The organism is Thiomonas sp. SCN 64-16 (assembly GCF_001725585.1).
In the GTDB taxonomy this organism is placed as follows: domain Bacteria; phylum Pseudomonadota; class Gammaproteobacteria; order Burkholderiales; family Burkholderiaceae_C; genus Thiomonas; species Thiomonas arsenitoxydans.
On the sequence record NZ_MEGQ01000041.1, the window covers coordinates 1 to 24,478 of the forward strand.

Genomic DNA, 24,478 nt, shown 5'->3' on the forward strand with positions numbered 1-24,478 from the left:
ACTTTCCCACCGCGTCGCTCGGTTCGTCGCAAGCGCCGACCGACGCCGTGGAAAAGTCTCCCAGCGCCTCGAACACAAAAATCCGGACAGTCCCGGCCGCTGAATCAATGTCCGTCCCTAACCCGGGACAAACCGTATCGGGCACAGTAAATATCACTCCCCTGACGACTTTTTATTTGTATACGGCACTAGCACTAGCCAACATAAGCTTCGACATTACTACAGCATCGCAAAGTGCTCCGCCTCCGGGAGTTCTTCAGACCATGAGTTCCCCAAGCTTCTCTACAACTTATGAAATGGCTGTTTCTAAAATCGAGAATAGCTTGACGCAGGTTCTCAGCCAATATGGCATAAACGGCGCTACGTTCGATTCAGTCACGCAAACCTTTGTCACAAATGGCACGGGCATTGACGGATTTTTTGACGCCTACCCTCTCACTGTCCCGAACACCAATTCGATCGCACTCGGCAACCTGGGAAACTACCTCCTTCAATTGCAAATGCCCACGACCAAAGGTGAAACATACATCCTAAGCGGTACCGCAACGACTACCCAGGGCAGCGGCAGCACCTCAGACACGAGTAACTCAAACGGATTAGGCAGCAGTTCGGGCCAAACAGATGCGACCTCCTGCTTCAATTCCAAATATCTGCAAAACGGGAACACCATCAATCTGGTTTACGGTTCTACTGATAGCCAGGGCAATTCATCCACAATCACGGAAGCACACAGTATTTCTGGGCCTACCAACTTTAATGGGCAATCTGCGTGGCAAGATCAAGAAACTGAAAGCGGGATCAATAGCGCATCCACGACGAATTACTTGATCGACCAAAACAACCAAATCGGAATATATTCTATAGTTATGGGCGGTTACACCACAACTTATTCTCCATACTATGGCTTCATCGATTTCACAACAAAATTGGGGCAGAGTTATGAATACAATCTTTCGTACACCAGCAATGGAAACGCAGTTCCCATGACTCAAACTGTAACCACTACCTTCAATGGCATGAAGAGTGCTCAGGTTCCTGCTGGAAATTTCAACGTCTGTGAATTCACTGCAAACTACGCCTACCAAAATTCGGCGCTATCCGCCGAGAATTACCAGGTCGTTCAGGATATCGCGGTCGGCTCCGCTGATCACTAAAACTCGATGACAATTCTTTTATCCCGCGATCTAACTGCTATCAAAGGAGCGCCCTATGTTGTTGATATGGAGCGGTTTAAGTGCATTAATTCCTCTGGCCATGATCGTCAGTGGAATTTTTGGTCAATATTTCAGTAAATTCTATTTTTAGACCGCATTTCTATTCGTCAAGTCATTGGACGATTAGACTGGTTCTTTTGCTCTCTGCATTGGCGAACTGGATGATTGATCTCAGGGTCAAGCCGCAAAAGGGAAGATTGTTTATCGATAAAGAAACTGAAAATCAAATTCTCCTCAAAAAGGAAGCATTATTTTTATTTCAGCCAGGTTTTGGCATGATCTTTTCATCTTCGGGGCAATAGTGACTTTCTTTATAAAAACTTTTAATCCCATAGCCTGATAATTTAATACAGCTTATCAGTTCATACCATCCCATTTCTGCGAACAAATAAAATTCGCTGCGCTATTGGAAATAAATATGATGCCGAACGCCGTCCTCCTATCTACACTTCTTTCTTTCGGGCTTTTAAATTGCGCCAATGCCGGATTCGTTGACGTTCCACCACAACAATTGCAAGGTTATCTCGAAAAAAATGCAAAGGTAGTCGTTTTATTTGACAGTTCCGACCCAAAATGTACCGCATGCGAGCCAGCAGATGGCGGTCCTTTCAAATCCTTGAGTAATGACTATGGAACTTCAATTCAATTCGTTCGGGTACGCTGGCCTTCGCCTTGGTGGAAATTTCCGCCCGCAATGAGTGCGTTTTTCAAGCAGGCGAATATTATGGGCATCCCCGCAGTGGTTGGGATTGAAGACAGCCGTCCGGTTTTCGTCGCGGCAGGACGTATGGAGAACACGGATGCCGCTCGGAAGAAAATCGCGTCGGCAATGGGGGCTGTATCCACAAAGCAAAAGTAGTAAGCCGCAGCTTTTGCCTCTCTTGGATTCAGCACTCCACGATATTCACGGCCAGGCCGCCGCGGGCGGTTTCTTTGTATTTGGTCTGCATATCGGCACCGGTTTCGCGCATGGTCTTGATGACCTGATCGAGCGAAACGATGTGGCGACCGTCGCCGTGCAGGGCCATGCGCGCGGCGTTGAGCGCCTGCACCGAAGCGATGGCGTTGCGTTCGATGCAGGGCACTTGCACCAGCCCGCCAACGGGGTCGCAAGTCAGGCCGAGGTGGTGTTCCATGCCGATTTCCGCGGCGTTTTCCACCTGTTCGGGTGTGCCGCCGATGACAGCGCAGAGCGCACCGGCAGCCATGGAGCAGGCCACGCCCACCTCCCCCTGGCAGCCGACCTCGGCGCCGCTGATCGAGGCGTTTTCTTTGTAGAGCAGGCCGATGGCGCCCGCGGTGAGCAGGAAGTCGGCCACGCCCGCCTCGCTCGCGTCTGGGACGAAGCGGGTGTAGTAGTGCAGCACGGCGGGGATGATGCCCGCAGCGCCGTTGGTCGGCGCGGTGACCACGCGACCGCCCGCGGCGTTCTCTTCATTGACGGCCAGGGCGAAGAGATTGACCCAGTCGATGACTTGGAGCGGATCGCTCAGCGGCGTTGGCGGCATCGGCAGCGCGGAGGCATCAGTCAGCGCAGCGCCGTCTGCGCCGCTCAGGGTGCGATAGAGCTTGGGCGCACGGCGCCGCACATGCAGCCAGCCGGGCAGTTCGCCTTCGGTGGCGCAGCCATGCGCGACGCAGGCTTGCATGACCTGCCAGATGTGCTGCAGGTCACGGTTGATTTCGACATCGCTGCGCCAATGCTGCTCGTTGCGGCGCATGACGTCCGCGATGCTGAGTTGGTGCGCACGACTGAGTTCCAGCAGCTCTGCCCCGCTGTGAAACGGCAGGGGCAGCACGGTGGTGTCGGGCGCGATGCGTTTTTGCTTTTCGCCATCGGCCGCGACGTCTTCGCTCACCACGAAGCCGCCGCCCACGGAGTAGTAGATCCGCTGATCAATCAGCGCGCCAGCAGCGTCATGGGCAGAAAACCGCAGGCCGTTGGCATGCAGCGGCAACTGCTCGAGCGCGAAAAACACGATGTCGCGCGCGGGGTCGAAGTCCAGCGCTTGCGTGCCGAGCAGGTCGAGCCGGTGCGTGGTCTGCAGCGCCGCGATGCGCGCGGCAATGGCGTCCACGTCCACGGTATCGGGCTGCTCGCCCATCAGACCGAGGATGACCGCCTTGTCGGTGCCATGACCCTTGCCCGTAGCGCCCAGTGAGCCATAGAGCGCGCATTCCAGTCGGGCGACGCGGGACATAAGTTGGCTGCTTTGCAGATGCAGGGCGAACAGTCGCGCAGCCCGCATCGGCCCCACGGTATGCGAACTGCTGGGGCCGATGCCTACCTTGAACAGATCGAACACGGAGACGGCCATGACGTCTCCTTCAGATCAAGCCTGCGCCGTGCAGGCCGCGATGAGATCGGCGGCGAAAGCATCGACCGATTCCGGCGTAGTGTCCCAGGCGCACATCAGGCGGCAGCCGCCGTCGGCGATGAATTCATAGAAGCGCCAGCCCTGGCCGTGCAGGGTATCGATGACGGCCCGCGGCAGATGGGCGAACACCGCGTTGGCCTCGGGCGGATGCATCACCCGTACGCCGGGCACCTCATGGATGGCAGCATAAAGACGCTGCGCCATGGCGTTGGCATGGCGGGCGTGACGCAGCCAGTTGTCGTTTTCCAGCATGCCCAGCCAGGGCGCGGAAATGAAGCGCATCTTAGAGGCGAGCTGCCCGGCCTGCTTCACGCGCCAGGCGAAATCGGCGGACAGCTCGCGGTCGAAAAACACCACGGCTTCGCCCACGGGCAGACCGTTCTTGGTGCCGCCGAAGCACAGCACGTCCACCCCGGCGCGCCAGGTGATGTCGCTCGGATGACAGCCCAGCGTGGCCACGGCGTTGGCGAACCGCGCCCCGTCCATGTGCAGCTTGAGATGGTGGCGCTTGGCCATGGCGGCAATGGCTCGCACCTCTTCGACGCTATACACCGTGCCCAACTCGGTGGCCTGGGTGATGGAGACGACCTTGGGCTTGGGCGAATGGATGTCGCTGCGCTTGGTGGCCAGAAAGTCGATGGCCTCGGGCGTGAGCTTGCCGCGCCGCGCCTGCGCGCTTTCAGCCTCGGTGATCAGCAGCTTGGAGCCGCCGGAGAAAAATTCCGGACAGCCGCATTCATCGGTTTCGATATGCGCCACCGGGGTGCAGATCACTGCGTGATAGCTCTGGCACATGGCGGCCAGCGCCAGCGAGTTGGCCGCGGTGCCGTTGAACACGAAGTACACGTCGCAATCGGTCTGGAACAGATCGCGCAGCCGGTCGGAGACGCGGTGCGTCCAGCCATCGTCGCCATACGCCGGCTGATGGCCCGAGGCATTGGCCTGCAGCAGCCAGTGCAGGGCTTCGGGACAGATGCCGGCGTAGTTATCGCTAGCGAAATGCTGGCGGAGTTCAGGGGGGTGCATGGTGCGTCTTTTTAGATGTAGTCGCTGATGGGCAGGCAGGCGCACTGCAGGTTGCGGTCGCCCCAGGCGTTGTCCACCCGGCCCACCGGCGGCCAGTATTTGTTGGCCTTCAAGGCGGAAATCGGAAAGGCGGCCTCCTCGCGGCTGTGGGCATGGGCCCAATCCGCGCCGAGCACGCTCGCTGCGGTGTGCGGGGCGGCCTTCAAAGGATTGTCCTCACGAGGCCATTCCCCTTTTTCCACCCGGGCAATCTCGGCGCGGATGGCGATCATGGCGTCGATGAAGCGGTCGAGCTCGGCCAGCGACTCGCTCTCGGTCGGCTCGATCATCAGCGTGCCCGGCACCGGGAAGCTCATGGTCGGTGCGTGAAAACCGTAGTCCATCAGGCGCTTGGCGACATCTTCGTTGCTGATGCCGGTGGCATCCTTCAGCGGACGCAGATCGAGAATGCATTCATGCGCCACGCGGCCGTTCTCGCCGGTGTAGAGCACCGGATAGTGGTCCTTGAGCTTTTCGGCGATGTAGTTGGCCGACAGAATGGCCACGCGGCTGGCCTGCGTCAGCCCGTCCGCGCCCATCATGCGCATATACATCCACGAAATCGGCAGCACGCTGGCATTGCCCAATGGCGCTGCGCTCACTGCCCCCACCGCTTCAGGGCGGTCCACTCCCGCAGTGCGATGCACTGGCAGGAACGGGGCGAGGTGGGCGCGCACGCCGATCGGCCCCACGCCGGGGCCGCCGCCGCCGTGCGGAATGCAGAAGGTCTTGTGCAGATTCAGGTGCGACACATCCGCACCGAACTCGGGCGGGCTGGCCAGGCCGACCAGCGCGTTCATATTGGCGCCGTCCACATACACCTGCCCGCCATACTGGTGGATGATGTCGCAGATGGCGCGCACTTCGGTCTCGAACACGCCGTGCGTACTCGGGTAGGTGATCATGCACGCGGCGAGCTGGTCGGCATGCTGCTCGGCCTTGGCGCGCAGATCGGCCAGATCGACGTTGCCCTGCGCATCGCAGGCGGTGACGACCACCCTCATGCCCGCCATCTGCGCAGACGCCGGGTTGGTGCCGTGGGCCGAAGAGGGAATCAGGCAGACATCGCGATGCCCTTCACCCCGGCTGGCGTGATAGGCGCGAATGACCAGCAGCCCTGAGTACTCGCCCTGCGACCCGGCGTTGGGCTGCAGGCACATGGCGTCGTAGCCCGTGGCGGCACACAGCCATTGTTCGAGCTGCTGCGCCAGTTGGGTGTAGCCGCGGGTTTGGTCTGCGGGCGCAAAGGGGTGAATGGCGGCGAACTCAGGCCAGGTGATGGGCGTCATCTCGCTGGTGGCGTTGAGCTTCATGGTGCACGAGCCCAGCGGAATCATGGCGCGGTCGAGCGCGATGTCCTTGTCGGCCAGACGGCGCAGGTAGCGCAGCATTTCAGTCTCGCTGCGATAGCGATGGAACACCGGATGGGTGAGGAATGCGCTGACTCGGGTCAGTTGCTGCGGCCAGCGCGGCGCCACACCCTTTTCTGCGGCGGCAAACAGCGCTTCATTCTGCGTCACGCCGAAGCAGGCCAGGATGTCGGCCAGATCGCCGCGGGTCACGGTTTCGTCCAGCGACACCGCGACATGCTGCGCGCCGATACGGCGGAAGTTGATGCCCCGCTTCAGCGCAGCGGCATGCACCTCTTCAGTGCGCGCGCCGGTGTGTACCGTCAGGGTGTCGAAGAACTGGGCGTTGAGCACCGGTAGGCCGACCTGCTCCAGCCCCTGCGCTAGCAATACGGTGTAGGCATGCACCCGCTGGGCGATGCGCTTGAGGCCCTCGGGGCCGTGATACACCGCGTACATGCTGGCCAGCACGGCGGGCAACACCTGCGCGGTGCAGATATTGCTCGTGGCTTTTTCGCGGCGGATGTGCTGCTCGCGGGTTTGCAGCGCCAGGCGGTAAGCCGGTTGTCCATGCGCGTCCTGGCTCACGCCGACGAGACGGCCGGGCATCGAGCGCTTGAGGGCGTCGCGCACCGCCAGATAACCGGCGTGCGGGCCGCCCAGCCCCAGCGGCAGACCGAAACGCTGCGTGGTGCCGCAGGCGATGTCGGCCCCGAGTTCACCCGGCGACATCAGCAGGGTGAGCGCCAGGAGATCGGCCGCCACCACGACCAGCACGCCTTTGGCCTTGAGCGCGGCGATGCGTTCGCGGTCGTCGCGCACGGTACCGTCCACGCCCGGGTATTGCAGCAGCACGCCGAAATACTCACCCTCCAGCGCCTCGTCCACCGCGCCGGTAACGACCTCGATGTCCAGCGGCGCGGCGCGGGTGTGCAGCACTTCGAGGGTTTGCGGCAGCACATCGTCAGCGACGAAAAAGCGCTGCGATTTGGCGGGCGACTTGCTCGAACGCAGCGCCAGGGTCATGGCCTCGGCGGCGGCGGTGGCCTCGTCGAGCATGGAGGCGTTGGAAACATCCATGCCGGTGAGATCGGCCACCAGGGTTTGGAAGTTGAGCAGCGCCTCCAGCCGCCCCTGGCTGATCTCCGGCTGATACGGCGTGTACGCGGTGTACCAGGCCGGGTTCTCCAGCACATTGCGCTGAATGACGCCGGGCATCAGGGCGTTGTAATAGCCCTGGCCGATATAGCTGCGCATCACCCGGTTGCCGCTGGCGATGCCGCGCAACTCGCTCAGCGCCTGAGCTTCGTCGATGGCCGCCGGCAAATCGAACGCCTGCTTGCGACGGATAGCTGCAGGGATCACCGCGCTCATCAAACCCGACAGATCTTCAGCGCCCAGCGCCGACAGCATGTGCTGCTGCTCTGCCGCATCGGGGCCGATGTGACGGCGCTGGAAGGCCTGCGCATCTTCAAGATCGCGCAGCGCGGGTTGGGTGGACATCAACATGCGTATCTCCGGAAAGGCAGGTGTGTTCAGGCGTTCTTGAGCAGTTCGGCGTAGGCGGCTTCGTCCATGAGGCCGTCGAGCTGGCTCGGATCAGACAGCTTGATGCGGAAAAACCAGCCGCTGTCTTGCGGGTCGGAGTTGGCGAGCGACGGATCGGCGCGCAGGGTCTCATTGACCTCGGTCACTTCGCCCGAAACCGGGCTGAATACATCGGCCGCCGCCTTCACCGACTCGACCACGCCCACGGTGTCGTGCGCGGCGTAGGTCTTGCCCACTTCGGGCAGATCGACGAACACCACGTCGCCCAGCGCATCTTGCGCATGCGGGGTGATGCCCACGGTGGCGACGCCAGCGGCATCGACGCGAATCCATTCATGGTCGGGGGTGAATTTCAGGCTCATGGAAAACTCCAGATATCAAAAAGGGAATCAAATTAGACGCGGCAAGGCATCAAGGCTGCAATCGCGCCATCAACCACGCCAATAGCGGTGCGGCACAAACGGCATGGGTTGCAACTGCATGGGCACGGCACGGCCGCGCACCTGGGCGTACAGCGTGCCCGCGGGAACGGCAAACTCGGCGGCGACATAGGCCATCGCCACGGGGCCGCCCGCGCTCGGCGCAAAGCTGCCGCTGCTCACCCGGCCAGCAGCCCGGCCATCGGCGGCCAGCAGCTCCGCGCCCTCTCGCACCGGGGTGCGATCCAGACCGATAAGGCCGATGCGGCGCCGGGGCGCGAGATTCGGCTGATCGATTTGGGCCAGGATGACTTCGGCGCCCGGAAATCCTCCGGCGCGCGCGCCACCGTTGCGCCGCACCTTCTGGATCGCCCAGGTCAGCCCCGCCTCGACCGGCGTGGTCGAGGTGTCGATATCGTGACCGTAAAGACAGAGCCCGGCTTCGAGCCGCAAGGTGTCGCGCGCCCCCAAACCGATGGGCTCAACCTCGGGCAGAGAGAGCAGCAAACGCGCAAGTCGCAGCGCATCGGCGGCGGCCACCGAGATTTCCAGCCCGTCTTCTCCGGTGTAGCCACTGCGTGTGGCAAAAATGCGAATCGCCCCCCCCTCGGTCGGCACATCCATCCAGCGACCTGTCATGAACACCAGGTCGGCCGCCTCGGGCACCAGACGGGCGAAGGTCTGCACGGCTTGCGGCCCCTGCAGCGCCAGCAAGGCCTGCTCGGGCAGGGGCAGCACAACCTCGCAGCGATCAGAAAGCGTCTGCAGCAAGGCCACATCCTGCACCTTGCAGGCGGCATTGACGATAAGGAACAGTTCCTGCCCGGCTCCATCGGCACGCTGACGCGGAATCACCATCAGGTCGTCGAGCACGCCGCCCTGCTCATTGGTGAACAAGGCGTAGCGCTGCTTGCCCTCGGGCAGCCCCTGGATGTCCATGGGCACCAAGGTTTCGAGCGCCGCAGCGGCGTCATCGCCGCGCAGCGCCACTTGCCCCATATGCGAAATATCGAACAGCCCCGCGCTTTGCCGGGTATGCAGGTGCTCGGCCAGAATGCCCTTCGGATATTGCACCGGCATGGCATAACCGGCAAATGGCACCATGCGCGCACCGAGTTCAAGGTGCAGGGCGTGCAGGGGCGTCAAAATCAGTTCGGAATCTGCGGAGTGGGACACGTCGGTTCTCGCGGGGGGTGAGACGCCTGAAGGCGCCAATGCCGCCGCATCTCTTGCCATCGCGGCGCAAGACACAGCACTCAACCCCTCGCTGTCCCGGGTACCTGAGAGATTGATCCGGCGAACCCGAGTTGCCAGACTTGCCCCTTCGGTGAGCGCTCAGTTTCAGCGCCACTCTCCAGTGAGGAACACCTTGCGGTGTGGTCAGTCCTTTTGCCTGAGCGGTACACCCGGTAAGGGCTTACGCCTTCGGCGGCTGCATGACATTGCAGCGCTCTCCTGACAAAGCCAGTGTATCGCAGCCCGACAAAGGCTTGCGCGGATTATTTTTTTCGGCGCTCTCCACCGCCCAGCCCCAGGCTTTCACGATACTTTTGCCGTCTTGCCTGCTGCCGATCGGCCATGTCGCCCATGGCCCGCTTTTTCGAGATGCCGAACATGGGGTCGATGATCTCCCACCAGATGAACGCCAGAGCCAAGGGCAGGAGCACCCACCACCAAGACCAGGCCGCCACGGGCCCGATGCTCAGGAGTTTGAGGACGATAAAGATCAGACCCAGAATGACAAACGCCATGACAGTGCACCCATGAGAGGAAATAGCGACAAGATACAAAAGGAAACACCGATTTGCACTGCGCGTGTTGCGTGAAATCAATCTGAAATGACACCTGAGCAATTCTCGCTGACTTCTTGTGCTGCGCGTCAACCGAATTGATTAAGATGCGTTACTTGGCTGTACCCGTTTTGTTTAACCCTACTGGAGGACTGGAATGAAAAAAGCTGTTTTCGCTGCTGCCCTGGCCGCTGCCGCCACCATGACCATGTCATCGGCTTTCGCCGCTGAAGACATGCTGGCTCTGGCCAAATCGAAGAACTGCCTGGCTTGCCACGCAGTGGACAAAAAACTGGTTGGCCCGTCCTACCAGGAAGTCGCCGCCAAGTACGCTGGCAAACCGGGTGCGGTTGACACCCTGAGCAAGGCCATCCTGCACGGCGTGTCTGGCGTGTGGGGCCCGGTGCCCATGCCCGCCAACCCGCAAGTCACCCCCGCCCAAGCCAAGCAACTGGCCGAGTGGGTGCTGTCGCTGAAGAAGTAATTCATACGCATTCATAGGCGACACCCGCAATATCTAGTGTTGCCTTGAAGGACGTAGATCGATAGGTCTGCGACGCTGAAAAGCCGAGATGCCGCGAGGTCTCTCGGCTTTTTTATGCGCGCCGCTTCCACAGACTGAGTCGGCGCCCACAAAAAAGCGCCCCGAAGGGCGCTTGGGTTTGATGGACCGCTGCCGCAACAGACGGTCCAATCGCACCGGGTTTACTGCACGGCCACCACACTCTTCTTGCCGTCCTTGTCGAACGTCGAGATGGTGATGGTGGCGTCCACCAACTCACCGGTCTTGGTGAAGTGAATATCTTTCTTGGTCACGCCGTTGTAGTCGATGTTCTGGATGAAGGGCAGGTACTTCTTCGGATCGACTGACTTGGCCTTCATCATCGCATGCGCCAGCACCATGGTGCCGTCATACGAGTAAGGCGAATAAAGCTGGAACGCGCTGGCGCCGAACTCGGCGTCATAGCGCTTTTTCCAGGCTTCGCCGCCCGGCATCTGGCTCAGTGGCGAGCCGCCTTCGGCGCAGGTGACGCCAGCAACGGCTTCACCCGCGAGCTTGCCCAGTTCCGGTGCGCAGATGCCATCGCCGCCCATCAGCGTGGCCTTGATGCCCAGTTGGCGCATCTGGCGAACCAGCGGGCCGGCCTGGGGATACATGCCGCCGTAGAAAATGATGTCCGGCTGCGAAGCCTTGATCTTGGTCAGAATGGCGGAGAAGTCGGTGGCTTTGTCGTTGGTGTACTCGCGATCCACCAGTTTCATGCCGTCTTTCTGGGCCGTCTTGGCGAACACGTCGGCCACGCCCTGACCGTAGGCGGTACGGTCATCGATCACAGCGACGGTCTTGGCTTTCAGCGTGTTCTTGGCATAGTTGGCCAAACCTGCGCCCAGCGCGCTGTCGTTGGCGATGATGCGGAAGAAGGTCTTGAAGCCTTGTTGCGAAATCTTGGGATCGGTGGAAGAAGGAGTGATGTTGGGGATGCCGGCGTTGTTGTAAATGCGCGAAGCGGGGAAGGTGCAGCCGGAGTTCAAGTGGCCGACGACGCCATTGACCTTTTCATCAACGAATTTTTGCGCCACGGTGGTGGCTTGTTTCGGGTCGGCTTGGTCGTCCTGGGCATCGACCTTCCACTCGACCTTTTTGCCGCCGATGACGATGTTCTGCGCGTTCAGATCTTTGATGGCCATTTTCACGCCGTTGGCGTTGTCCTGGCCGAAGCTGGCTTGCGGGCCAGACAGGGGAGATGCGCTACCGATGGTGACGGTGATGGTGTCCGCAGCGTAGGCGGTGCCAATGGCCATGGACAGGGCCAGCAGCGGAGCGACGTATTTCAGTTTCATGAATGAGCCTCCAATAGGAAAGACGTGTGTTGTGTTGTGAAGTCAGCTTGAATCTGACAGGGCGATACATTAACCGAGTTACAGAATTTTGAACAGATCGCCTTTACCAACACTAGCAAGCAATGTGCCCGCTGGCTTTTGGGTTGACTGCCTGGCAAAACTATTTCAGTTCAAGCGGTTTCAAGCTTGCTGCAACGCCTCGGCGAGCGAGGCGCGCAGGGTTGGCTTGAGGGTGTCGAACAGTCTGGCGGCCAGTTGGGGAGCCAACGCATCCAGTTCGGCGTAAACCAGCTCCAGCAACTGCTGCTGCAGCCCGGGTGCGATGCGCAGCCAGAGTTCGTCGAGGTCGATGGCGGGCACCTCCAGCAACGGAACGTCTGCAGACTGTGCAAGCTCGGGGCGGCGATAGACCGCCTGCGCATAGGCCGAGGGCTGGACTGTAAACGGGGGGTCGACGATGTCTTCCTCGATCACGGCATCCTCAGGCTCCAATCGCTCGGTGAGCACGGGCAAGACGACAGGGTTGGGCGGTAATGATTTCATGATCGGGACGGGATGATGGTGGGATCGAACCCGGCGGCCCGATAAGCGCGCAGGCGTTCGCGGGCGGCGGGCTTGTCGGGCCCGTTTTCACTCACGAGCTCGATCACTCGCTCCAGAGATTCCCAGCCGGTCACCAGATCGGGGCCGAGATTCACCAGGGCAGTCACCCGCCCGGCCCGGGGCAGATCGGGCAGGGGCGCCAGGATGACCGGCGTTTTGTCAGCGAGCGGGTCGTCCTGCCAGACATGCGGCACAAAACTGCCGGGCTGAAAAGTCCACAACAACGGATCGAGTTCCGTGAGCAAGGGCTCGGGCGCGGCTACCAGCACGCGAGCGCCGCGCTGTGTCGCCGTGCGCAGCAGCCCACAGGCGTAACGCAGCGGGTCAGGCAGGTTCACACGAAACTCGACTGAGCAGGGCATGATGGCGCGCAACGGCGGGTTGCCGGACAACGCTTACTGCGCCTGCGACAGCAGGTAGCTGACCAGCAGCGGCACCGGGCGGCCGGTGGCCCCCTTGTTGGCGCCGCTGTTCCAGGCCGTGCCCGCGATGTCGAGGTGCGCCCAGCGGTAGTCTTTGGCGAAACGCCACAGGAAGCAGGCTGCGGTGATGGCGCCAGCAGGCCGCCCGCCGATATTGGCCACATCGGCGAAATTGCTCTTGAGCGCATCGGCGTAGTCGGTCTCAAGCGGCATGCGCCAGCAGGGATCGAGCGTGGCGCGACCGGCTTCGAGCAGCGCGTTGGCCAGAGCGTCGTCTGCGGTGAACAGGCCACTGTTGACCTTGCCCAGCGCAATCACGCAGGCCCCGGTGAGCGTGGCGATGTCCACCACCGACTGCGGTTTGTAGCGCGCAGCGTAGGTCAGCGCGTCGCAGAGGATGAGGCGGCCTTCGGCGTCGGTGTTGAGAATTTCGATGGTCTGACCCGACATGCTGGTCACCACATCACCGGGTTTGATGGCACCGCCGTCGGGCATGTTCTCGGTGGCCGCGATCAGGCCGACCACGTTGATCTTGGGTTTGATGCGGGCAATGGCCTCGAACGCGCCCAGCACCGACGCGGCTCCAGACATGTCGAACTTCATTTCGTCCATCTCGGCGCCGGGCTTGAGCGAAATGCCGCCGGTATCGAAGGTCACGCCTTTACCGACGAGCACATGCGGCGCGTCTTTCTTGCCCGCGCCGCGATATTCCAGCACGATGAACTTGGGCGGCTGCACCGAGCCCTGCGCCACGGCCAGAAACGAACCCATGCCGAGCTTTTCCATTTCCGGACGCCCGAGCACCTTGCAGTCCAGTCCGTGGAATTTGGCCATCTTTTTCGCCATTTCAGCGAGGTAAGTGGGCGTGCAGTAATTGGCCGGCAGATTGGCGAGTTCGCGCGTGAGGCGCACGCCGATGGCGACCGACTCGGCCTGCTGCAGGGCGGCTTTCGCCGAAGTCGGCACGGCATCGCCCCCCACGGCGCAGAGCTGAACGGCTTCGAGCGCAGGGGTATCGGCGTCTTCGACGTTACGCGTCGTATCGAAGCGGTAGAACACCTCGGAGAACACCGTGGGCGTGAGTTCAGCCAGGGTATCCAGGCCATTGACCGACAGCAGATGCGCCTGCTTGACCGGCAAGGTCTTGAGCATCTGGGCGGCGGCCTGCAGCGCCTTTTTCCAGTCGCGCAATTCCGGCTTGGCCGCCAGCCCCACGAGCAGCAGACGCCGCGCCGCGACCGCGGTGGGCCGGTGCAGTGACAGAACGGTGCCAGGCTTGGCCTTGAAATCGCCATCCACGGCCAGTTGGGCGATCAGGTTGTCGAGTGCGTCCGCATCGTTCAGACCGCTGGCGCCGCGCCCCTCGGGCACAAAGACCACCAGGGCATCGGTTTTGGTCTGAAGCGGCTTTTTGACGGCGGATATACTGAATTTCATGTTCAGGGTTCCTGAGTGAGTGTGGCTGCATTATTCCATCGCGCTTCGCTTTACGCCCCCCAGCGGCCCGCCGCCCACATCGCCCCAGCCGCCAGTTTTCCTCATGCTCCTCGATTTGACCCTGCGCCGTGAAATGAGCCGCAATTTCGGCGGCGCTTTCACCGTGCTGTTCACCGTGGTCATCACCCTGATGCTCATTCGCATTCTGGGTCAGGCGTCCGATGGTCAGGCCAGCCCGCAGGATGTGTTTCTGCTCATCGGTCTGACCGCGCTGAGCTATTTGCAGATCGTCATCACCCTGTCGCTGTTTCTGGCGGTGCTGCTCACCTTCACCCGCATGTGGCTCGATTCCGAGATGACCATCTGGCGCACCACCGGGGTGGGGCGGCTGCGGTTGATGGTCAGCGTGCTGCGCTTTTCGTGGCCCATTCTGCTGTTGATCGCCGCACTCACCCTGTTTGCCTGGCCCTGGGCCAACCAGCAGTCCACGGCGTTGCGCATTCGCTTCGAGCAACGCTCCGACATTTCGCGGGTGGCGCCGGGGCAGTTCCGCGAATCGGCCTCGGGCAAGCGGGTATTTTTCATCGACAAGGGCGCGCAGGCCGGGGGGGTGGCGCACGACATCTTCATCCGCGATGACACCTCGGGACAGGCGGTGCTGATCACGGCACGCTCGGCGCAGGTGCAGCGCATCGATGGTCAGCCCTTTCTGGTGCTGAGCAACGGCAACCGCTACGCGCATACGCCGGGTCAGGCCAACTACACCATCACTTCCTTCGATTCGCTGGACATGCGGCTCGATGCAACCACCGGTTTGAGCAATGTGGCGGACAATAAGACCGGGCCGGTCAACTGGCTCACGCAGCCCAACCGCAACGTACCCACCGAGTATCTGTTCAACCCGGCCATTCCCAACTGGCTGGGCGAACTGTCGTGGCGGCTAGGTGTGCCGTTGTCTGCGGCCTTGCTGGCCTTGATGGCGCTGCCGCTGGCCTCGGGTTCGGTGCGAACCGGCCGCGCGGGCAGCCTGATCAGCGCCATTCTGGTCTACCTGATTTATTTCAACCTGCTCAATGTGCTGCAAGGCTGGATCAGCGAAGGCCGGGTGGGATTTACCAGCGGCTTCCTGCTGGTGCACGGCAGCGCGATTTTGTTCCTGTTGTTGCTGCTGATGCGGGGCAACGGCTGGCTGCACCGCCTGTGGCCAGTCCGCGCACGATCCGGAGCACACGCCTGATGCGCACGGTACGCCGCTTTCTGCTGCTGCATGTGCTCAGCGCTGTGGGTCTGGTGACCCTGGCTTTTCTTGCGCTGCTGTTTTTCATCGACATGCTCAACGACCTGAGCAATTTGGGCAAACCGGGTTTCAGCCTGAGCGGCACCCTGCTGCATGTTGCGCTGAGCATGCCCAGCCGCGCCTATGAAGTCTTGCCCATCGCCACGCTGGTGGGCGGCGTGTTCGCGCTGGCCTCTTTGGCTGCGAGCAGCGAATTCACCATTCTGCGAATTTCGGGACTGAGCCCGCGCGCGGCGCTGGTTTTGCTGCTGCAACTGGCCGCCGCACTGGTCGTCACCTTGTTCCTGCTCGGTGAGTGGCTTGCACCGGCAGCCGGGCAACTGTCGGCGCGCTTGCAGGCCGGGGGGGGTTCCGGCATCGGCACCCAATTGGCTTCGGGCGTTTGGCTGCGCAACGATTCAGACCGAAGCGGCAATCAGACCGTCAACATCAAGGCCATCAACACCCGAGGCGATCTCACCGACATCCACATCTACGTGCTCAATGCCCAGGCGCAGATTGCTGCGGAACTGCATGCGCCCAGTGGCCAGTACGAAGGCGGTGGCACCTGGATGCTGCACAACCTCACCCGCACCGAACTCCCGCAACAGACCGGCGCCGCATTAAAAGTGACCCAGTTGCCGAGCTATCGCTGGCGGACCTCGCTCTCGCCCAGCGTGCTCGGAGTGCTGTTGCTATCGCCCGACAAGATGTCGGCCATCGACCTGTGGCGCTACATCCAGCATTTGCGCGCCAATCATCAGGCGGCGGAACGCTATGAAATCCAACTGTGGAAAAAGCTGTTCTACCCCTTCAGCGCCGTGGTGATGTTGCTGCTGGCCCTGCCCTTCGCCTACCTGCACACGCGCTCGAAAGGCGTCAGCGGCAAAGTGCTCGCGGGCATCGTGCTGGGAATCGCGTTCATCCTGCTCAACACCCTGTTTTCCAGTCTGGGCATTTTGGGAACGTGGCCGCCGGCCATCACCGCAGCCATGCCCATGCTGCTGTTTGGCGGACTGGGGCTGATCGTGTTTGCCTGGCAGGTGCGGTTCCGCTAAAACCGGCCGAACAAGGATTGCGATGAACCTGCACCAATTCCGTTTTCTGCAAGAGGCCGTGCGCCGCAAGCTCAACCTCACCGAGGCGGCGCGGGCGCTGCATACCTCGCAGCCCGGCGTGTCCAAGGCCATCATCGAGCTGGAGAGCGAGCTGGGAGTGGAAATTTTCAGCCGCCACGGCAAGCGCATCCGCAAACTCACCGAGCCGGGCATCGAGGTGCTGCGCAGTGTGGACATCATTCTGCGCGAGGTCGCCAACCTCAAGCGCATCGGGCAGGACTACGCCGCGCGCGATGCAGGCCAGCTCACTGTGGCCGCCACTCACACCCAGGCCCGCTACAAGCTGCCCTGGGTGATCGCCGAGTTCCGCCGACGCATGCCCGCCGTGCAGGTGCAACTGCTGCAGGGCACGCCCGACCACGTGGCGCAGGCCGTGCGCGAAGAACGCGCCGATCTAGGCCTGGCCAGCGAGTCGCTGCAAGATTCGCCCGACCTGCTCACCCTGCCCTGCTACAGCTGGCAGCATCTGGCCGTCGTGCCGCACGGGCACGCCTTGTGTGATCGCACCGAGCTCACCCTGGCCGAATTGGCCACCTTTCCGCTGGTGACCTACGAGCCCACCTTTGCCGGACGCCGTCAGATCGATGCCGCCTTTGCCCATGCCAACCTGCAACCGCAGATCGTGCTCGAAGCGCTCGATTCCGACGTGCTCAAAACCTATGTCGAACTGGGGCTGGGTGTGGGGCTGATCGCCGAAATGGCCATCTCGGCTGAACGTGACACCGCACTGCGCGCGCTTCCCGCCGGGCATCTGTTCGGTCAGCAGCTCACGCGCGTGGCGTTCAAGCGCGGCGTGCTGCAACGCAGTTTCGTGCCCCTGTTCACCGAGCTGATCTCGCCCCGCCTGCCGCGCAAATTGGTGGAGCAAACCCTGCGTGGTGAGCTGGACGGACAAGACGTGTTTTCCATCTGAGAGGGTGTGAACAAATCCGCCACGCCCGCTCCTCGCGCCCAAACACCCCCGCTCGGCGTTGCAAATGCTCGCCGTGCCGACGGGCACGGCTGTGCTTTGCGCCTTGATCGCGGGCGTTTGGACGCGCTGCTCGGCCACGCCGGATTCATTCACACCCTCTGACCGCCGCTGTCCCCCATGTCGCCCCAAACTCACCAAACGCCCCACATTGCCTCGCGTCTGCCGCAAGTCGGCACCACCATCTTCACCGTCATGTCGGCACTGGCGCAGGAGCATGGCGCCATCAACCTCGGCCAGGGATTTCCGGATTTTTCCTGCGACCCGCGCCTTATCGACGCGGTGGATCAGGCCATGCGCCGCGGCGCCAACCAATATCCGCCCATGGCCGGCGTTCCCGCCTTGCGGCAAGCGGTGGCCGACAAGATCGCGGCCCTGCACGGTGCGCGCTATGACGCCGACGCCGAAATCACCATCACCGCCGGGGCGACTCAGGCCATTTTCACGGCCCTGCTCGCCGTGGTGCATCCGGGCGATGAAGTCATCGTGCTCACGCCCAGCTACGACAGCTACCTGCCCAACATCGCCCTGTGCGGCGGCGTGGCCCGCACCGTGCCCTTGCAAGCCGACTTCCGCCCGGATTTCGCCGCCATCGCCGCGGCCATCACCCCACGCACCCGTGCCTTGCTCATCAACAGCCCGCACAATCCCAGCGGCACGGTCTGGAGCGAGGCCGATATGCGGCAGCTCGAAGCGCTGCTCGCGCCCACCGACATTGTGCTGATTGCCGATGAGGTGTACGAGCACATGGTGTTCGACGGCGCACAGCATCAAAGCGCCGCGCGGTTTCCCGGCCTGGCCGCGCGTGCCTTCGTGGTGTCGAGTTTCGGCAAAACCTTTCACGTCACGGGTTGGAAGGTCGGCAGCGTCGCCGCCCCGGCCGCGCTCACCGCGGAGTTCCGCAAGGTGCATCAGTTCAACGTATTCACCGTCAACACGCCCATGCAGCATGGCTTGGCCGACTATCTGGCCGACCCGGCGCCTTACCGCGATCTGCCCGGCTTCTATCAGGCCAAGCGCGACCGCTTCCGCGCCGGACTCGCGGCCAGCCGGTTTGAACTGCTGCCCTGCAGCGGCAGTTACTTTCAGTGCGTGCGCTACGACGCCATCAGCGACCTGCCGGACGACGCCTTCTGCCGCTGGCTCACCGCCGAGATCGGCGTGGCCGCTATTCCGCTATCGGCCTTCGAGCCCGACGGACGGCAGCGCGGCGTGGTTCGTTTCTGTTTCGCCAAACAAGACGCCACGCTGGACGCCGCGCTCAAACGGCTTGCTGCGCTGTAGGCCATTTATCGCGCCACGCCTGCACCGCCTGCGCCAGCAGTTCGGGCAGGGTGTTGGAACGAACGTCCAGCCCCAGTACACCGAGCGCGTGCTGCACGCTCTGCGCCCCGGCCACGAAGGCTGCCGCGCCCTGATGCTTGGAGAGTTTTTGTCCCTGCGCGTCCCGCACCAGCGGGGTGTGCAGATAGCGCGGCGTCGGCAGACCGAGCAGACGCTGCAGGGCGATCTGCCGGGCGGTCGAAGCGGCCAGATCTTCCCCGCGCACCACATCGGTCACGCCTTGCGCCGCATCGTCCACCACCACGGCGAGTTGATAGGCCCAGGCGCCGTCGGCGCGTTTGAGCACAAAGTCGCCCACCTCCTGGCTAAGCACCTGAGACTGCGCGCCCAAGCGGCGGTCGCTCCAGCGCAGGGGCTGCGCGGCATCGTCAGGCAGACGCACGCGCCATGATCGCGGACTGCGGCCGTGCAAGCCGGTGCGGCAAGTTCCGGGATAGACCGCCTCTTGCCCGCGCGCCGGCAGGCGGCCCTGCGCGCCAAGTAGCGCCAGAATGTCTGAGCGGGAACAGCCGCAGGGGTAAGCCCGACCGGAGGTGACGAGTTGGTCGAGCGCCTGCTGATAGAGCGCCTCGCGCTGCGATTGCCAAACGGGCGGCTGATCGGGCTGCAGACCGCAGTCCGCAAGTTGCTGCAGGATGCACTCGGCGGCGCCGGGCTGGTTGCGGGTGAAGTCCACATCTTCCACGCGCACCAGCCAGAGCCCGCCATGCGCGCGCGCGTCCAGCCAGGAGGCCAGCGCAGCGACCAGAGAGCCCGCATGCAGCGGCCCGGTAGGTGACGGCGCAAACCGGCCGACGTAAGTCTGTACCTGTAGGGATATCGTCATGCCAGCGGACACTGGCGACCCGGGCTCAATGCCCTTCAATCAGGGCGTTGATGTCCTGTGCCAGATCTTTGGCCGAGACGCCCTCGCGCTCGAACAGCCGGATCTTGCCCTTGGGATCGAACACATAAAACCCGGCGGTGTGATCCATGGTGTAGCTGCCCGGCGTCTTGCCCGGCACTTTTTTGTAGTACACCTTGAAGTCTTTCGCCGTCAGGGCGATCTGCTCGGGCGTGCCGGTAAGCGCCAGGAAAGTCGGGTTGAAATGAGTGACGTAGGCCTTGAGGATTTCCGGCGTGTCACGCTCGGGGTCGACGGTAACGAACAGAAACTGCACATCGCGGGCTTTCTCACCCAGATCGTCCATGGCCTGCGCCACCACCTGCATCGATGCCGGGCAGATGTCGGGGCATTGGGTATAGCCGAAGTACATCACCACCACCTTGCCGGCAAAGTCGGCCAGGGTGCGGGTCTTGCCATTGAAATCGGTCAGCGAAAAGCCATCGGCATAAGGCACCCCGGTGATGTCCACGCCGTGAAACACATAGGGCTTGCTGCAGGCCGTCAGCACCAAAGAGGCAAGGGGCGCAAAAGCGGCAGACAGAACCAGCGAGCGACGTGCGGCAGAAAAGCGGGCGGGCATCAGACGAGCGTTCAGACGAAGTGGAAGTGCAGATAATGGTCCACCAGCAGGGCGGCGAAGAGCAGCGAAAGGTACAGGATGGAATAGCGGAAGGTCTTGCGCGAGAGCAAATCGCTGTACTCACGCTTGAGCGCCCAGGCGTAGGCGATAAAAATGCCGTCGAGCACCACCGCGCTGGCCAAATAGATCAGGCCGCTCATGCCCAGCACATAGGGCAGCAGCGTCACCGCGCTGAGCAGCAGGGTGTAGAGCAGAATCTGCGTGCGGGTGAACTCGGAACCATGCGTGACCGGCAGCATGGGCAGTCCGGACTTTTTGTAATCTTCCACCCGGTAAAGCGCCAGCGCCCAGAAATGCGGCGGCGTCCACAGAAAGATGATGAGAAACAGCAGCATGGCGTCGACCGAGACGTTGCCGCTCACTGCCGCCCAGCCCAGTACCGGCGGCATGGCGCCCGAGGCGCCGCCAATGACGATGTTCTGCGGCGTGGCCGGTTTGAGGAAGATGGTGTAAACCACGGCATAGCCGACGAAGGTGCCGAAGGTCAGCCACATGGTCAGCGGATTGACCTGGGTGTAGAGCAGCCACATGCCAGCGGCGCACAGCACCCCAGAAAACGTGATGATGACCGGCGCGCTCAGTTCGCCATTGGCCGAGGGCCGCCAGGCGGTGCGGCGCATCACCGCATCGATCTTCTGCTCGACCAGGCAGTTGAACGCAGCTGCAGCGCTGGCCACCAGCCAGATGCCCAGCGTGCCGAACAACACCGGCTGCCAAGCCGGCAGGGTGGGCTCGGCGAGAAACATGCCGATGACCGCGCAGAACACGATCAGCTGCACCACGCGCGGCTTGGTCAGCGCATACAGCTGCGACGCAATTCGCAGGGGGCTGGGGGTGTTGTTGAGAACTTGATGATTCATGAGAGTCTCCTGAAGCAGGCCTCAATGCTTCGGCAAGGGATGGGGCGGCGTCACTTTGACGAAGGCCGAGCCGAGCGATTCCGAAGGCGCTTGTTGACGCGCGGTGGCGCTGACGCGGTAAATCCCCATGACGAGCAGCAGCATCAGGACGGCTGAGCCGCCGTTATGCGCCACGGCAACGATCAGGGGATGCCCCTCGGTGACCAGCACGATGCCGAAAACGACTTGCAGCACCACGGCAATTGCAATCCACATCGCCAGACGGCGCAATGCTGTAAATCGCCAGAGCACCGCAACGGCCGCAAACACCGCCGCGGTGGCGACGATGGCGAACAGGCGGTGCCCCCACTGAATGGCCACCAGCGCGGCCTCGGTGATCGGCTGGCCGTCACCGGTCAGACCTAGGTGGCGCCAAAGCGTGAAACCCTGCGCCCAGTTGGCATTGGGGTCGAAACTTCCATTGCAGGTAGGAAAGCCGCTGCAGGCCAGAGCGGCGTAGTTGGTACTCGTCCAGCCGCCGAGGAAAATCTGAATGCCGACCGCGATCATTGCGATCCACAGCAAAGCGCGCGTGAGCGTACCGGCGTTCACGCTCACCAAATCTGCCCGGTTTCGCATCCAGAACCAGGCCAGTAGCGCCAGCAGGATGACGCCCCCCATGAGATGCAGGGTGACGATCAGGGGAATCAACTGCATGGTCACCGTCCATTTACCGAACAGGCCTTGCAGGATCACCCAGAAAAAGAGCACGATCGGCAAGCCGAGCTTGATGTCTTCTCCATGTTTTTTCGCCCAGATCGCCCGGGCCAGCAGCACCATGATCAGCGTGCCGATAATGCTGCCGGCGTAGCGATGGATCATTTCCACCCAGGCTTTGAAGGGGCTCACATAGCCCTGGGTGCCGCCCTGCTCTTCAACCGCCTGCGCGATCTGCTCATGCGCCTGCAGCGGCGTGAACTTGGCATAACAGCCGGGCCAGTCGGGGCAGCCCAGGCCGGAGTCGGTCAGGCGCACATACGAGCCGAACATCACCAGATCGAGGGTGAGGAACACCAGTACCGCGGTGAGCTTGGACCAGCGCATTTTCAGTCCCATCCAAAACACCCCGGCCAGCACCAGCACCCACACCAGCGCCTGCACCCAGTGCAGAGAAAACTGCCAAATGGCATTGCTTGCGACACTCATTGGACGGGCTCCACATGCTTGAACTTGATACCGGCGTTGTTGTAGAGCAGCTTGGCGAGCACACGCCGCATCCGGGTGGGATCGGGGTTGGCCGGAAACTGCATCATCAGGTGGCCGAACGGATCGACTAGCCACGTCGGCCCCTGCAAGCTGCCGTCTTTGTGAGGCAGCCAACTGGCCAGTTGTTGCGGGTTGCCGCGCAGGATCAACGTTCCTTCGGCCGGCTCCAACACGCCTGGGTTGATCGGCGCATCGTCCGTCACCAGCCAGACGCGCACGACCTGGTCGCGGTTATCGCCCTGGGCGATGCGGATCTGCCGCATGTAAAACAAGGATTGTTGGCACTCTTTGTCGCAGGCGCCCGGCGCTGCCATCACCATCAGCCAGTAGCCCTCGAGCCGTTTCAGGTTGTAGGGTTGGCCGTCCAGCGTTTTGAGGCCCAGATTCAAGGGAATCGGGCGCTGCGGCTCGACCAGACTGCCGTAAGGCGGCTTGCCCGCAGGATGGACGACGTAAAACAAAAAAAACGCGGCCACTATGGGCGCTGCCGCCATGGCGAACAACAGCCACAGCGTCAACATCGACCGCGGTTTGCGCACAGGCGGCTGGGCGGAGGGGGGCAGGCTGGAGGTCAAGGGGGAGCTCACGGTCGGGGCATCAAGTCAAAGGCGTCGAAACAATCAATCGGTCAATTAAGGGCTGAACGTGCGGTCACAGCACGCGCGGTGCAGTCGAACCTTCGGCGCAACGCTTTGACTTGGTCTTGCGCAAACGCTGAAAGACAAAATACAACAGTAACACCACACCCGTGGCACTCATGCCAAACCACTGCGCGGCATAGCCATAGTTGGTGCCGACTCCGGTTTTCGCTGCGGGCCACTGCCTGCCAAGGCCATCGTGCAGGTCGCCTGACTGTCTCAACACGAAGGGCAGAAGCTTGATGTGATGAAAGTCCGCGTACTTCTGCAGATTGACGTTCTGGCGTATGACCTGGCCCGGCGGCTCGGCAAAAAACGAAAACCATTCTGATGGCGGCGGGGCAATAAGTCCATCGATCACTGTCAATCCTTGAGGCGTTTTATAGGGCTTGATCAAGTCCATCGCCTGAAAATTTCGCGGCACCCATCCGCGCAGCACCATCAAATAAGTATCGCTGTCTGCGAGCTTCAAGGGCGTCAGCACCCAGAAGCCCACCTGCTCGTTTTGCTGTCGGTTCTGCAGGTAGATCGTCCACTGCTCGGCAAACACGCCACGCGCTTCAGCGCGCCGCCAGACATCGCGACTGAGCCGAACTTCGGCCTGACCGATCTGCAGCGGATGCGCCTTTTCGCGCTGATCCATCTGCAAATTGAGCGCCTCTTTTTCGTGCGCGCGGCCCAGTTGCCAAAATCCGAGCGACGTCGTCACTCCGATCACCAACAGCCCCAAAATGATGATCAGCAACTCTTTGGGGCCAAAGGCCTTCTCAGACATCAGCGTCCCGGAATCTGAGGTAATCTGTTTAGACATCTGCACAAGCCCGCACCATGAAAATCCTGATCCCCATCGCCTTCCTGCTCATCATCGGCAGCCTGTTTTCCGGCCTATTCTTTGTGATGAAGGATAAGGGCAAAAGCAATCGCGCTGTGTACGCACTGACTTTCCGGGTGGGATTCTCGGTCTTGCTTTTTTTGATTCTGATCATCAGCTACAAGATGGGGTGGATACACCCACATGATGTCGGGCAATAACCCGAACAAAAAATGCGCCGCAACGTGCGGCGCATTTTTTTGCTGAGTGGAGCTTAGAGCCAGTAAACCAAGACGTACAGCAGCAACCAGACCACGTCGACGAAGTGCCAATACCAGGCGGCGCCTTCGAAGGCGAAGTGATGATCTGCGGTGAAATTACCCCTGATCAAGCGAACCAGCACTACGGACAACATGGTCGCACCGAGAAACACGTGGAAACCGTGAAACCCGGTCAGCATGAAAAAGGTCGAACCGTAAATACCGGAGGTCAGTTTCACACCCTCAACGGTGTAAGCGTGGTGATACTCATAGCCCTGCATGAAAAGGAACAACACACCAAGCGCAATCGTCAGTGACAGCCAGAAAATAGCCTTTCCGCGATGCGATGCCCGCAGCGCGTGG

General features: G+C 61.7%; 25 protein-coding genes and 2 riboswitches. Of the genes, 8 read left to right on the forward strand and 17 right to left on the reverse strand.

From position 1 onward, the window contains the following. A partial coding sequence (locus ABT24_RS11650) for a hypothetical protein (protein WP_286737861.1) occupies positions 1-1,154 on the forward strand: 1,154 nt, incomplete at its 5' end. A gap of 478 nt (positions 1,155-1,632) precedes the next feature. Beyond that, positions 1,633-2,073: a hypothetical protein gene (locus tag ABT24_RS11655; RefSeq protein WP_276731341.1), complete on the forward strand. Its 441-nt coding sequence runs from the start codon at positions 1,633-1,635 to the stop codon at positions 2,071-2,073. Between the two features lie 28 nt (positions 2,074-2,101). Here ABT24_RS11655 and ABT24_RS11660 read toward each other — a convergent pair whose 3' ends face one another. The 6 genes from ABT24_RS11660 to ABT24_RS11685 form a co-directional block, all read right to left on the reverse strand. Then, positions 2,102-3,532, reverse strand: coding sequence for an L-serine ammonia-lyase (locus tag ABT24_RS11660; protein ID WP_276731338.1), 1,431 nt, complete (start codon positions 3,530-3,532; stop codon positions 2,102-2,104). 15 nt (positions 3,533-3,547) lie between these two features. Next, positions 3,548-4,618: a threonine aldolase family protein gene (locus tag ABT24_RS11665; protein WP_276731335.1), complete on the reverse strand. Its 1,071-nt coding sequence runs from the start codon at positions 4,616-4,618 to the stop codon at positions 3,548-3,550. 11 nt (positions 4,619-4,629) lie between these two features. Next, positions 4,630-7,515 carry an aminomethyl-transferring glycine dehydrogenase gene (gene gcvP, locus ABT24_RS11670; protein ID WP_276731333.1) on the reverse strand — a complete coding sequence of 962 codons (2,886 nt, stop codon included), beginning with the start codon at positions 7,513-7,515 and terminating at the stop codon, positions 4,630-4,632. A 26-nt stretch (positions 7,516-7,541) separates the two neighbouring features. Next, positions 7,542-7,916 carry a glycine cleavage system protein GcvH gene (gcvH, locus tag ABT24_RS11675; protein WP_276708013.1) on the reverse strand — a complete coding sequence of 125 codons (375 nt, stop codon included), beginning with the start codon at positions 7,914-7,916 and terminating at the stop codon, positions 7,542-7,544. A 69-nt stretch (positions 7,917-7,985) separates the two neighbouring features. Then, complete coding sequence (gene gcvT / locus ABT24_RS11680; RefSeq protein WP_286737862.1) at positions 7,986-9,149, reverse strand: glycine cleavage system aminomethyltransferase GcvT; 1,164 nt, start codon at positions 9,147-9,149, stop codon at positions 7,986-7,988. Positions 9,150-9,230: 81 nt separating this feature from the next. After that, a riboswitch (glycine riboswitch) is annotated at positions 9,231-9,341 on the reverse strand. 3 nt (positions 9,342-9,344) lie between these two features. Beyond that, a riboswitch (glycine riboswitch) is annotated at positions 9,345-9,441 on the reverse strand. A gap of 31 nt (positions 9,442-9,472) precedes the next feature. After that, positions 9,473-9,724, reverse strand: coding sequence for a TIGR04438 family Trp-rich protein (locus tag ABT24_RS11685; protein ID WP_156053430.1), 252 nt, complete (start codon positions 9,722-9,724; stop codon positions 9,473-9,475). Positions 9,725-9,920: 196 nt separating this feature from the next. Here ABT24_RS11685 and ABT24_RS11690 point away from each other — a divergent pair, with 196 nt between their 5' ends. Further along, positions 9,921-10,247: a c-type cytochrome gene (locus tag ABT24_RS11690; protein ID WP_013106855.1), complete on the forward strand. Its 327-nt coding sequence runs from the start codon at positions 9,921-9,923 to the stop codon at positions 10,245-10,247. Between the two features lie 221 nt (positions 10,248-10,468). Here ABT24_RS11690 and ABT24_RS11695 read toward each other — a convergent pair whose 3' ends face one another. From ABT24_RS11695 to ABT24_RS11710, 4 genes are all read right to left on the reverse strand, one after another. Beyond that, a complete protein-coding gene (locus ABT24_RS11695; protein ID WP_013124077.1) occupies positions 10,469-11,605 on the reverse strand; it encodes a branched-chain amino acid ABC transporter substrate-binding protein in 1,137 nt (378 codons plus the stop codon). 180 nt (positions 11,606-11,785) lie between these two features. Then, the gene (locus ABT24_RS11700; protein ID WP_276731323.1) at positions 11,786-12,148 is read right to left on the reverse strand and encodes a hypothetical protein; all 363 of its coding nucleotides are present in this window, start codon (positions 12,146-12,148) and stop codon (positions 11,786-11,788) included. Further along, positions 12,145-12,546 (reverse strand): DNA polymerase III subunit chi, encoded by a 402-nt coding sequence (locus tag ABT24_RS11705; RefSeq protein ID WP_276731320.1) that lies wholly within the window; start codon positions 12,544-12,546, stop codon positions 12,145-12,147. The genes ABT24_RS11700 and ABT24_RS11705 overlap by 4 nt, the downstream gene beginning before the upstream one ends. A 57-nt stretch (positions 12,547-12,603) precedes the next feature. Next, complete coding sequence (locus ABT24_RS11710) at positions 12,604-14,067, reverse strand: leucyl aminopeptidase (RefSeq protein ID WP_276731317.1); 1,464 nt, start codon at positions 14,065-14,067, stop codon at positions 12,604-12,606. Positions 14,068-14,170: 103 nt separating this feature from the next. Between ABT24_RS11710 and lptF the strand changes: the two genes are divergently transcribed. The 4 genes from lptF (at position 14,171) to ABT24_RS11730 (ending at position 18,715) form a co-directional block, all read left to right on the forward strand. Further along, positions 14,171-15,304 carry an LPS export ABC transporter permease LptF gene (lptF, locus tag ABT24_RS11715; protein ID WP_276731314.1) on the forward strand — a complete coding sequence of 378 codons (1,134 nt, stop codon included), beginning with the start codon at positions 14,171-14,173 and terminating at the stop codon, positions 15,302-15,304. Further along, positions 15,304-16,401: an LPS export ABC transporter permease LptG gene (gene lptG, locus ABT24_RS11720; RefSeq protein WP_276731312.1), complete on the forward strand. Its 1,098-nt coding sequence runs from the start codon at positions 15,304-15,306 to the stop codon at positions 16,399-16,401. The genes lptF and lptG overlap by 1 nt, the downstream gene beginning before the upstream one ends. 22 nt (positions 16,402-16,423) lie before the next feature. After that, a complete protein-coding gene (locus tag ABT24_RS11725; protein WP_276731308.1) occupies positions 16,424-17,374 on the forward strand; it encodes a CysB family HTH-type transcriptional regulator in 951 nt (316 codons plus the stop codon). Positions 17,375-17,551: 177 nt separating this feature from the next. Continuing rightward, entirely contained in the window at positions 17,552-18,715 is a 1,164-nt protein-coding gene (locus ABT24_RS11730) for a pyridoxal phosphate-dependent aminotransferase (protein ID WP_276731304.1), read from the forward strand. Here ABT24_RS11730 and gluQRS read toward each other — a convergent pair. The 6 genes from gluQRS to ABT24_RS11760 all read right to left on the reverse strand — a co-directional run bounded on the left by gluQRS (position 18,693) and on the right by ABT24_RS11760 (position 23,855). Continuing rightward, positions 18,693-19,601 (reverse strand): tRNA glutamyl-Q(34) synthetase GluQRS, encoded by a 909-nt coding sequence (gene gluQRS / locus ABT24_RS11735; RefSeq protein WP_276731302.1) that lies wholly within the window; start codon positions 19,599-19,601, stop codon positions 18,693-18,695. The two genes, ABT24_RS11730 and gluQRS, sit on opposite strands and share 23 nt — an antisense overlap. Positions 19,602-19,626: 25 nt before the next feature. Beyond that, positions 19,627-20,241 carry an SCO family protein gene (locus ABT24_RS11740; RefSeq protein WP_276731299.1) on the reverse strand — a complete coding sequence of 205 codons (615 nt, stop codon included), beginning with the start codon at positions 20,239-20,241 and terminating at the stop codon, positions 19,627-19,629. An 11-nt stretch (positions 20,242-20,252) separates the two neighbouring features. Continuing rightward, positions 20,253-21,161 carry a heme o synthase gene (gene cyoE / locus ABT24_RS11745; RefSeq protein WP_276707994.1) on the reverse strand — a complete coding sequence of 303 codons (909 nt, stop codon included), beginning with the start codon at positions 21,159-21,161 and terminating at the stop codon, positions 20,253-20,255. Between the two features lie 21 nt (positions 21,162-21,182). Beyond that, positions 21,183-22,346: a COX15/CtaA family protein gene (locus ABT24_RS11750; protein ID WP_276731296.1), complete on the reverse strand. Its 1,164-nt coding sequence runs from the start codon at positions 22,344-22,346 to the stop codon at positions 21,183-21,185. After that, a complete protein-coding gene (locus tag ABT24_RS11755) occupies positions 22,343-22,993 on the reverse strand; it encodes an SCO family protein (RefSeq protein WP_232054198.1) in 651 nt (216 codons plus the stop codon). The genes ABT24_RS11750 and ABT24_RS11755 overlap by 4 nt, the downstream gene beginning before the upstream one ends. A gap of 64 nt (positions 22,994-23,057) precedes the next feature. Then, positions 23,058-23,855, reverse strand: a complete 798-nt coding sequence (locus tag ABT24_RS11760) for an SURF1 family protein (RefSeq protein ID WP_286737870.1) — start codon at positions 23,853-23,855, stop codon at positions 23,058-23,060. Positions 23,856-23,872: 17 nt separating this feature from the next. On the opposite strand from ABT24_RS11760, the gene ABT24_RS11765 reads away from it, so the two are divergent. Then, positions 23,873-24,076: a twin transmembrane helix small protein gene (locus ABT24_RS11765; protein ID WP_013106870.1), complete on the forward strand. Its 204-nt coding sequence runs from the start codon at positions 23,873-23,875 to the stop codon at positions 24,074-24,076. A 53-nt stretch (positions 24,077-24,129) separates the two neighbouring features. Here ABT24_RS11765 and ABT24_RS11770 read toward each other — a convergent pair. Then, on the reverse strand, positions 24,130-24,478 hold a 349-nt coding region (locus tag ABT24_RS11770; RefSeq protein WP_286737869.1), incomplete at its 5' end, for a cytochrome c oxidase subunit 3.

Coding starts and splice junctions, on each gene's coding strand:
- ABT24_RS11665 (WP_276731335.1), bottom strand. CDS start 4,618: ATGCACCCCCCTGAACTCCGCCAGCATTTCGCTAGCGATAACTACGCC.
- ABT24_RS11765 (WP_013106870.1), top strand. CDS start 23,873: ATGAAAATCCTGATCCCCATCGCCTTCCTGCTCATCATCGGCAGCCTG.
- ABT24_RS11690 (WP_013106855.1), top strand. CDS start 9,921: ATGAAAAAAGCTGTTTTCGCTGCTGCCCTGGCCGCTGCCGCCACCATG.
- lptF (WP_276731314.1), top strand. CDS start 14,171: ATGCTCCTCGATTTGACCCTGCGCCGTGAAATGAGCCGCAATTTCGGC.
- ABT24_RS11760 (WP_286737870.1), bottom strand. CDS start 23,855: ATGTCTAAACAGATTACCTCAGATTCCGGGACGCTGATGTCTGAGAAG.
- gcvP (WP_276731333.1), bottom strand. CDS start 7,515: ATGTTGATGTCCACCCAACCCGCGCTGCGCGATCTTGAAGATGCGCAG.
- gluQRS (WP_276731302.1), bottom strand. CDS start 19,601: ATGACGATATCCCTACAGGTACAGACTTACGTCGGCCGGTTTGCGCCG.
- ABT24_RS11730 (WP_276731304.1), top strand. CDS start 17,552: ATGTCGCCCCAAACTCACCAAACGCCCCACATTGCCTCGCGTCTGCCG.
- ABT24_RS11655 (WP_276731341.1), top strand. CDS start 1,633: ATGATGCCGAACGCCGTCCTCCTATCTACACTTCTTTCTTTCGGGCTT.
- ABT24_RS11750 (WP_276731296.1), bottom strand. CDS start 22,346: ATGAGTGTCGCAAGCAATGCCATTTGGCAGTTTTCTCTGCACTGGGTG.
- ABT24_RS11740 (WP_276731299.1), bottom strand. CDS start 20,241: ATGCCCGCCCGCTTTTCTGCCGCACGTCGCTCGCTGGTTCTGTCTGCC.
- cyoE (WP_276707994.1), bottom strand. CDS start 21,161: ATGAATCATCAAGTTCTCAACAACACCCCCAGCCCCCTGCGAATTGCG.
- ABT24_RS11685 (WP_156053430.1), bottom strand. CDS start 9,724: ATGGCGTTTGTCATTCTGGGTCTGATCTTTATCGTCCTCAAACTCCTG.
- ABT24_RS11695 (WP_013124077.1), bottom strand. CDS start 11,605: ATGAAACTGAAATACGTCGCTCCGCTGCTGGCCCTGTCCATGGCCATT.
- ABT24_RS11725 (WP_276731308.1), top strand. CDS start 16,424: ATGAACCTGCACCAATTCCGTTTTCTGCAAGAGGCCGTGCGCCGCAAG.
- ABT24_RS11700 (WP_276731323.1), bottom strand. CDS start 12,148: ATGAAATCATTACCGCCCAACCCTGTCGTCTTGCCCGTGCTCACCGAG.
- ABT24_RS11710 (WP_276731317.1), bottom strand. CDS start 14,067: ATGAAATTCAGTATATCCGCCGTCAAAAAGCCGCTTCAGACCAAAACC.
- lptG (WP_276731312.1), top strand. CDS start 15,304: ATGCGCACGGTACGCCGCTTTCTGCTGCTGCATGTGCTCAGCGCTGTG.
- ABT24_RS11660 (WP_276731338.1), bottom strand. CDS start 3,532: ATGGCCGTCTCCGTGTTCGATCTGTTCAAGGTAGGCATCGGCCCCAGC.
- gcvH (WP_276708013.1), bottom strand. CDS start 7,916: ATGAGCCTGAAATTCACCCCCGACCATGAATGGATTCGCGTCGATGCC.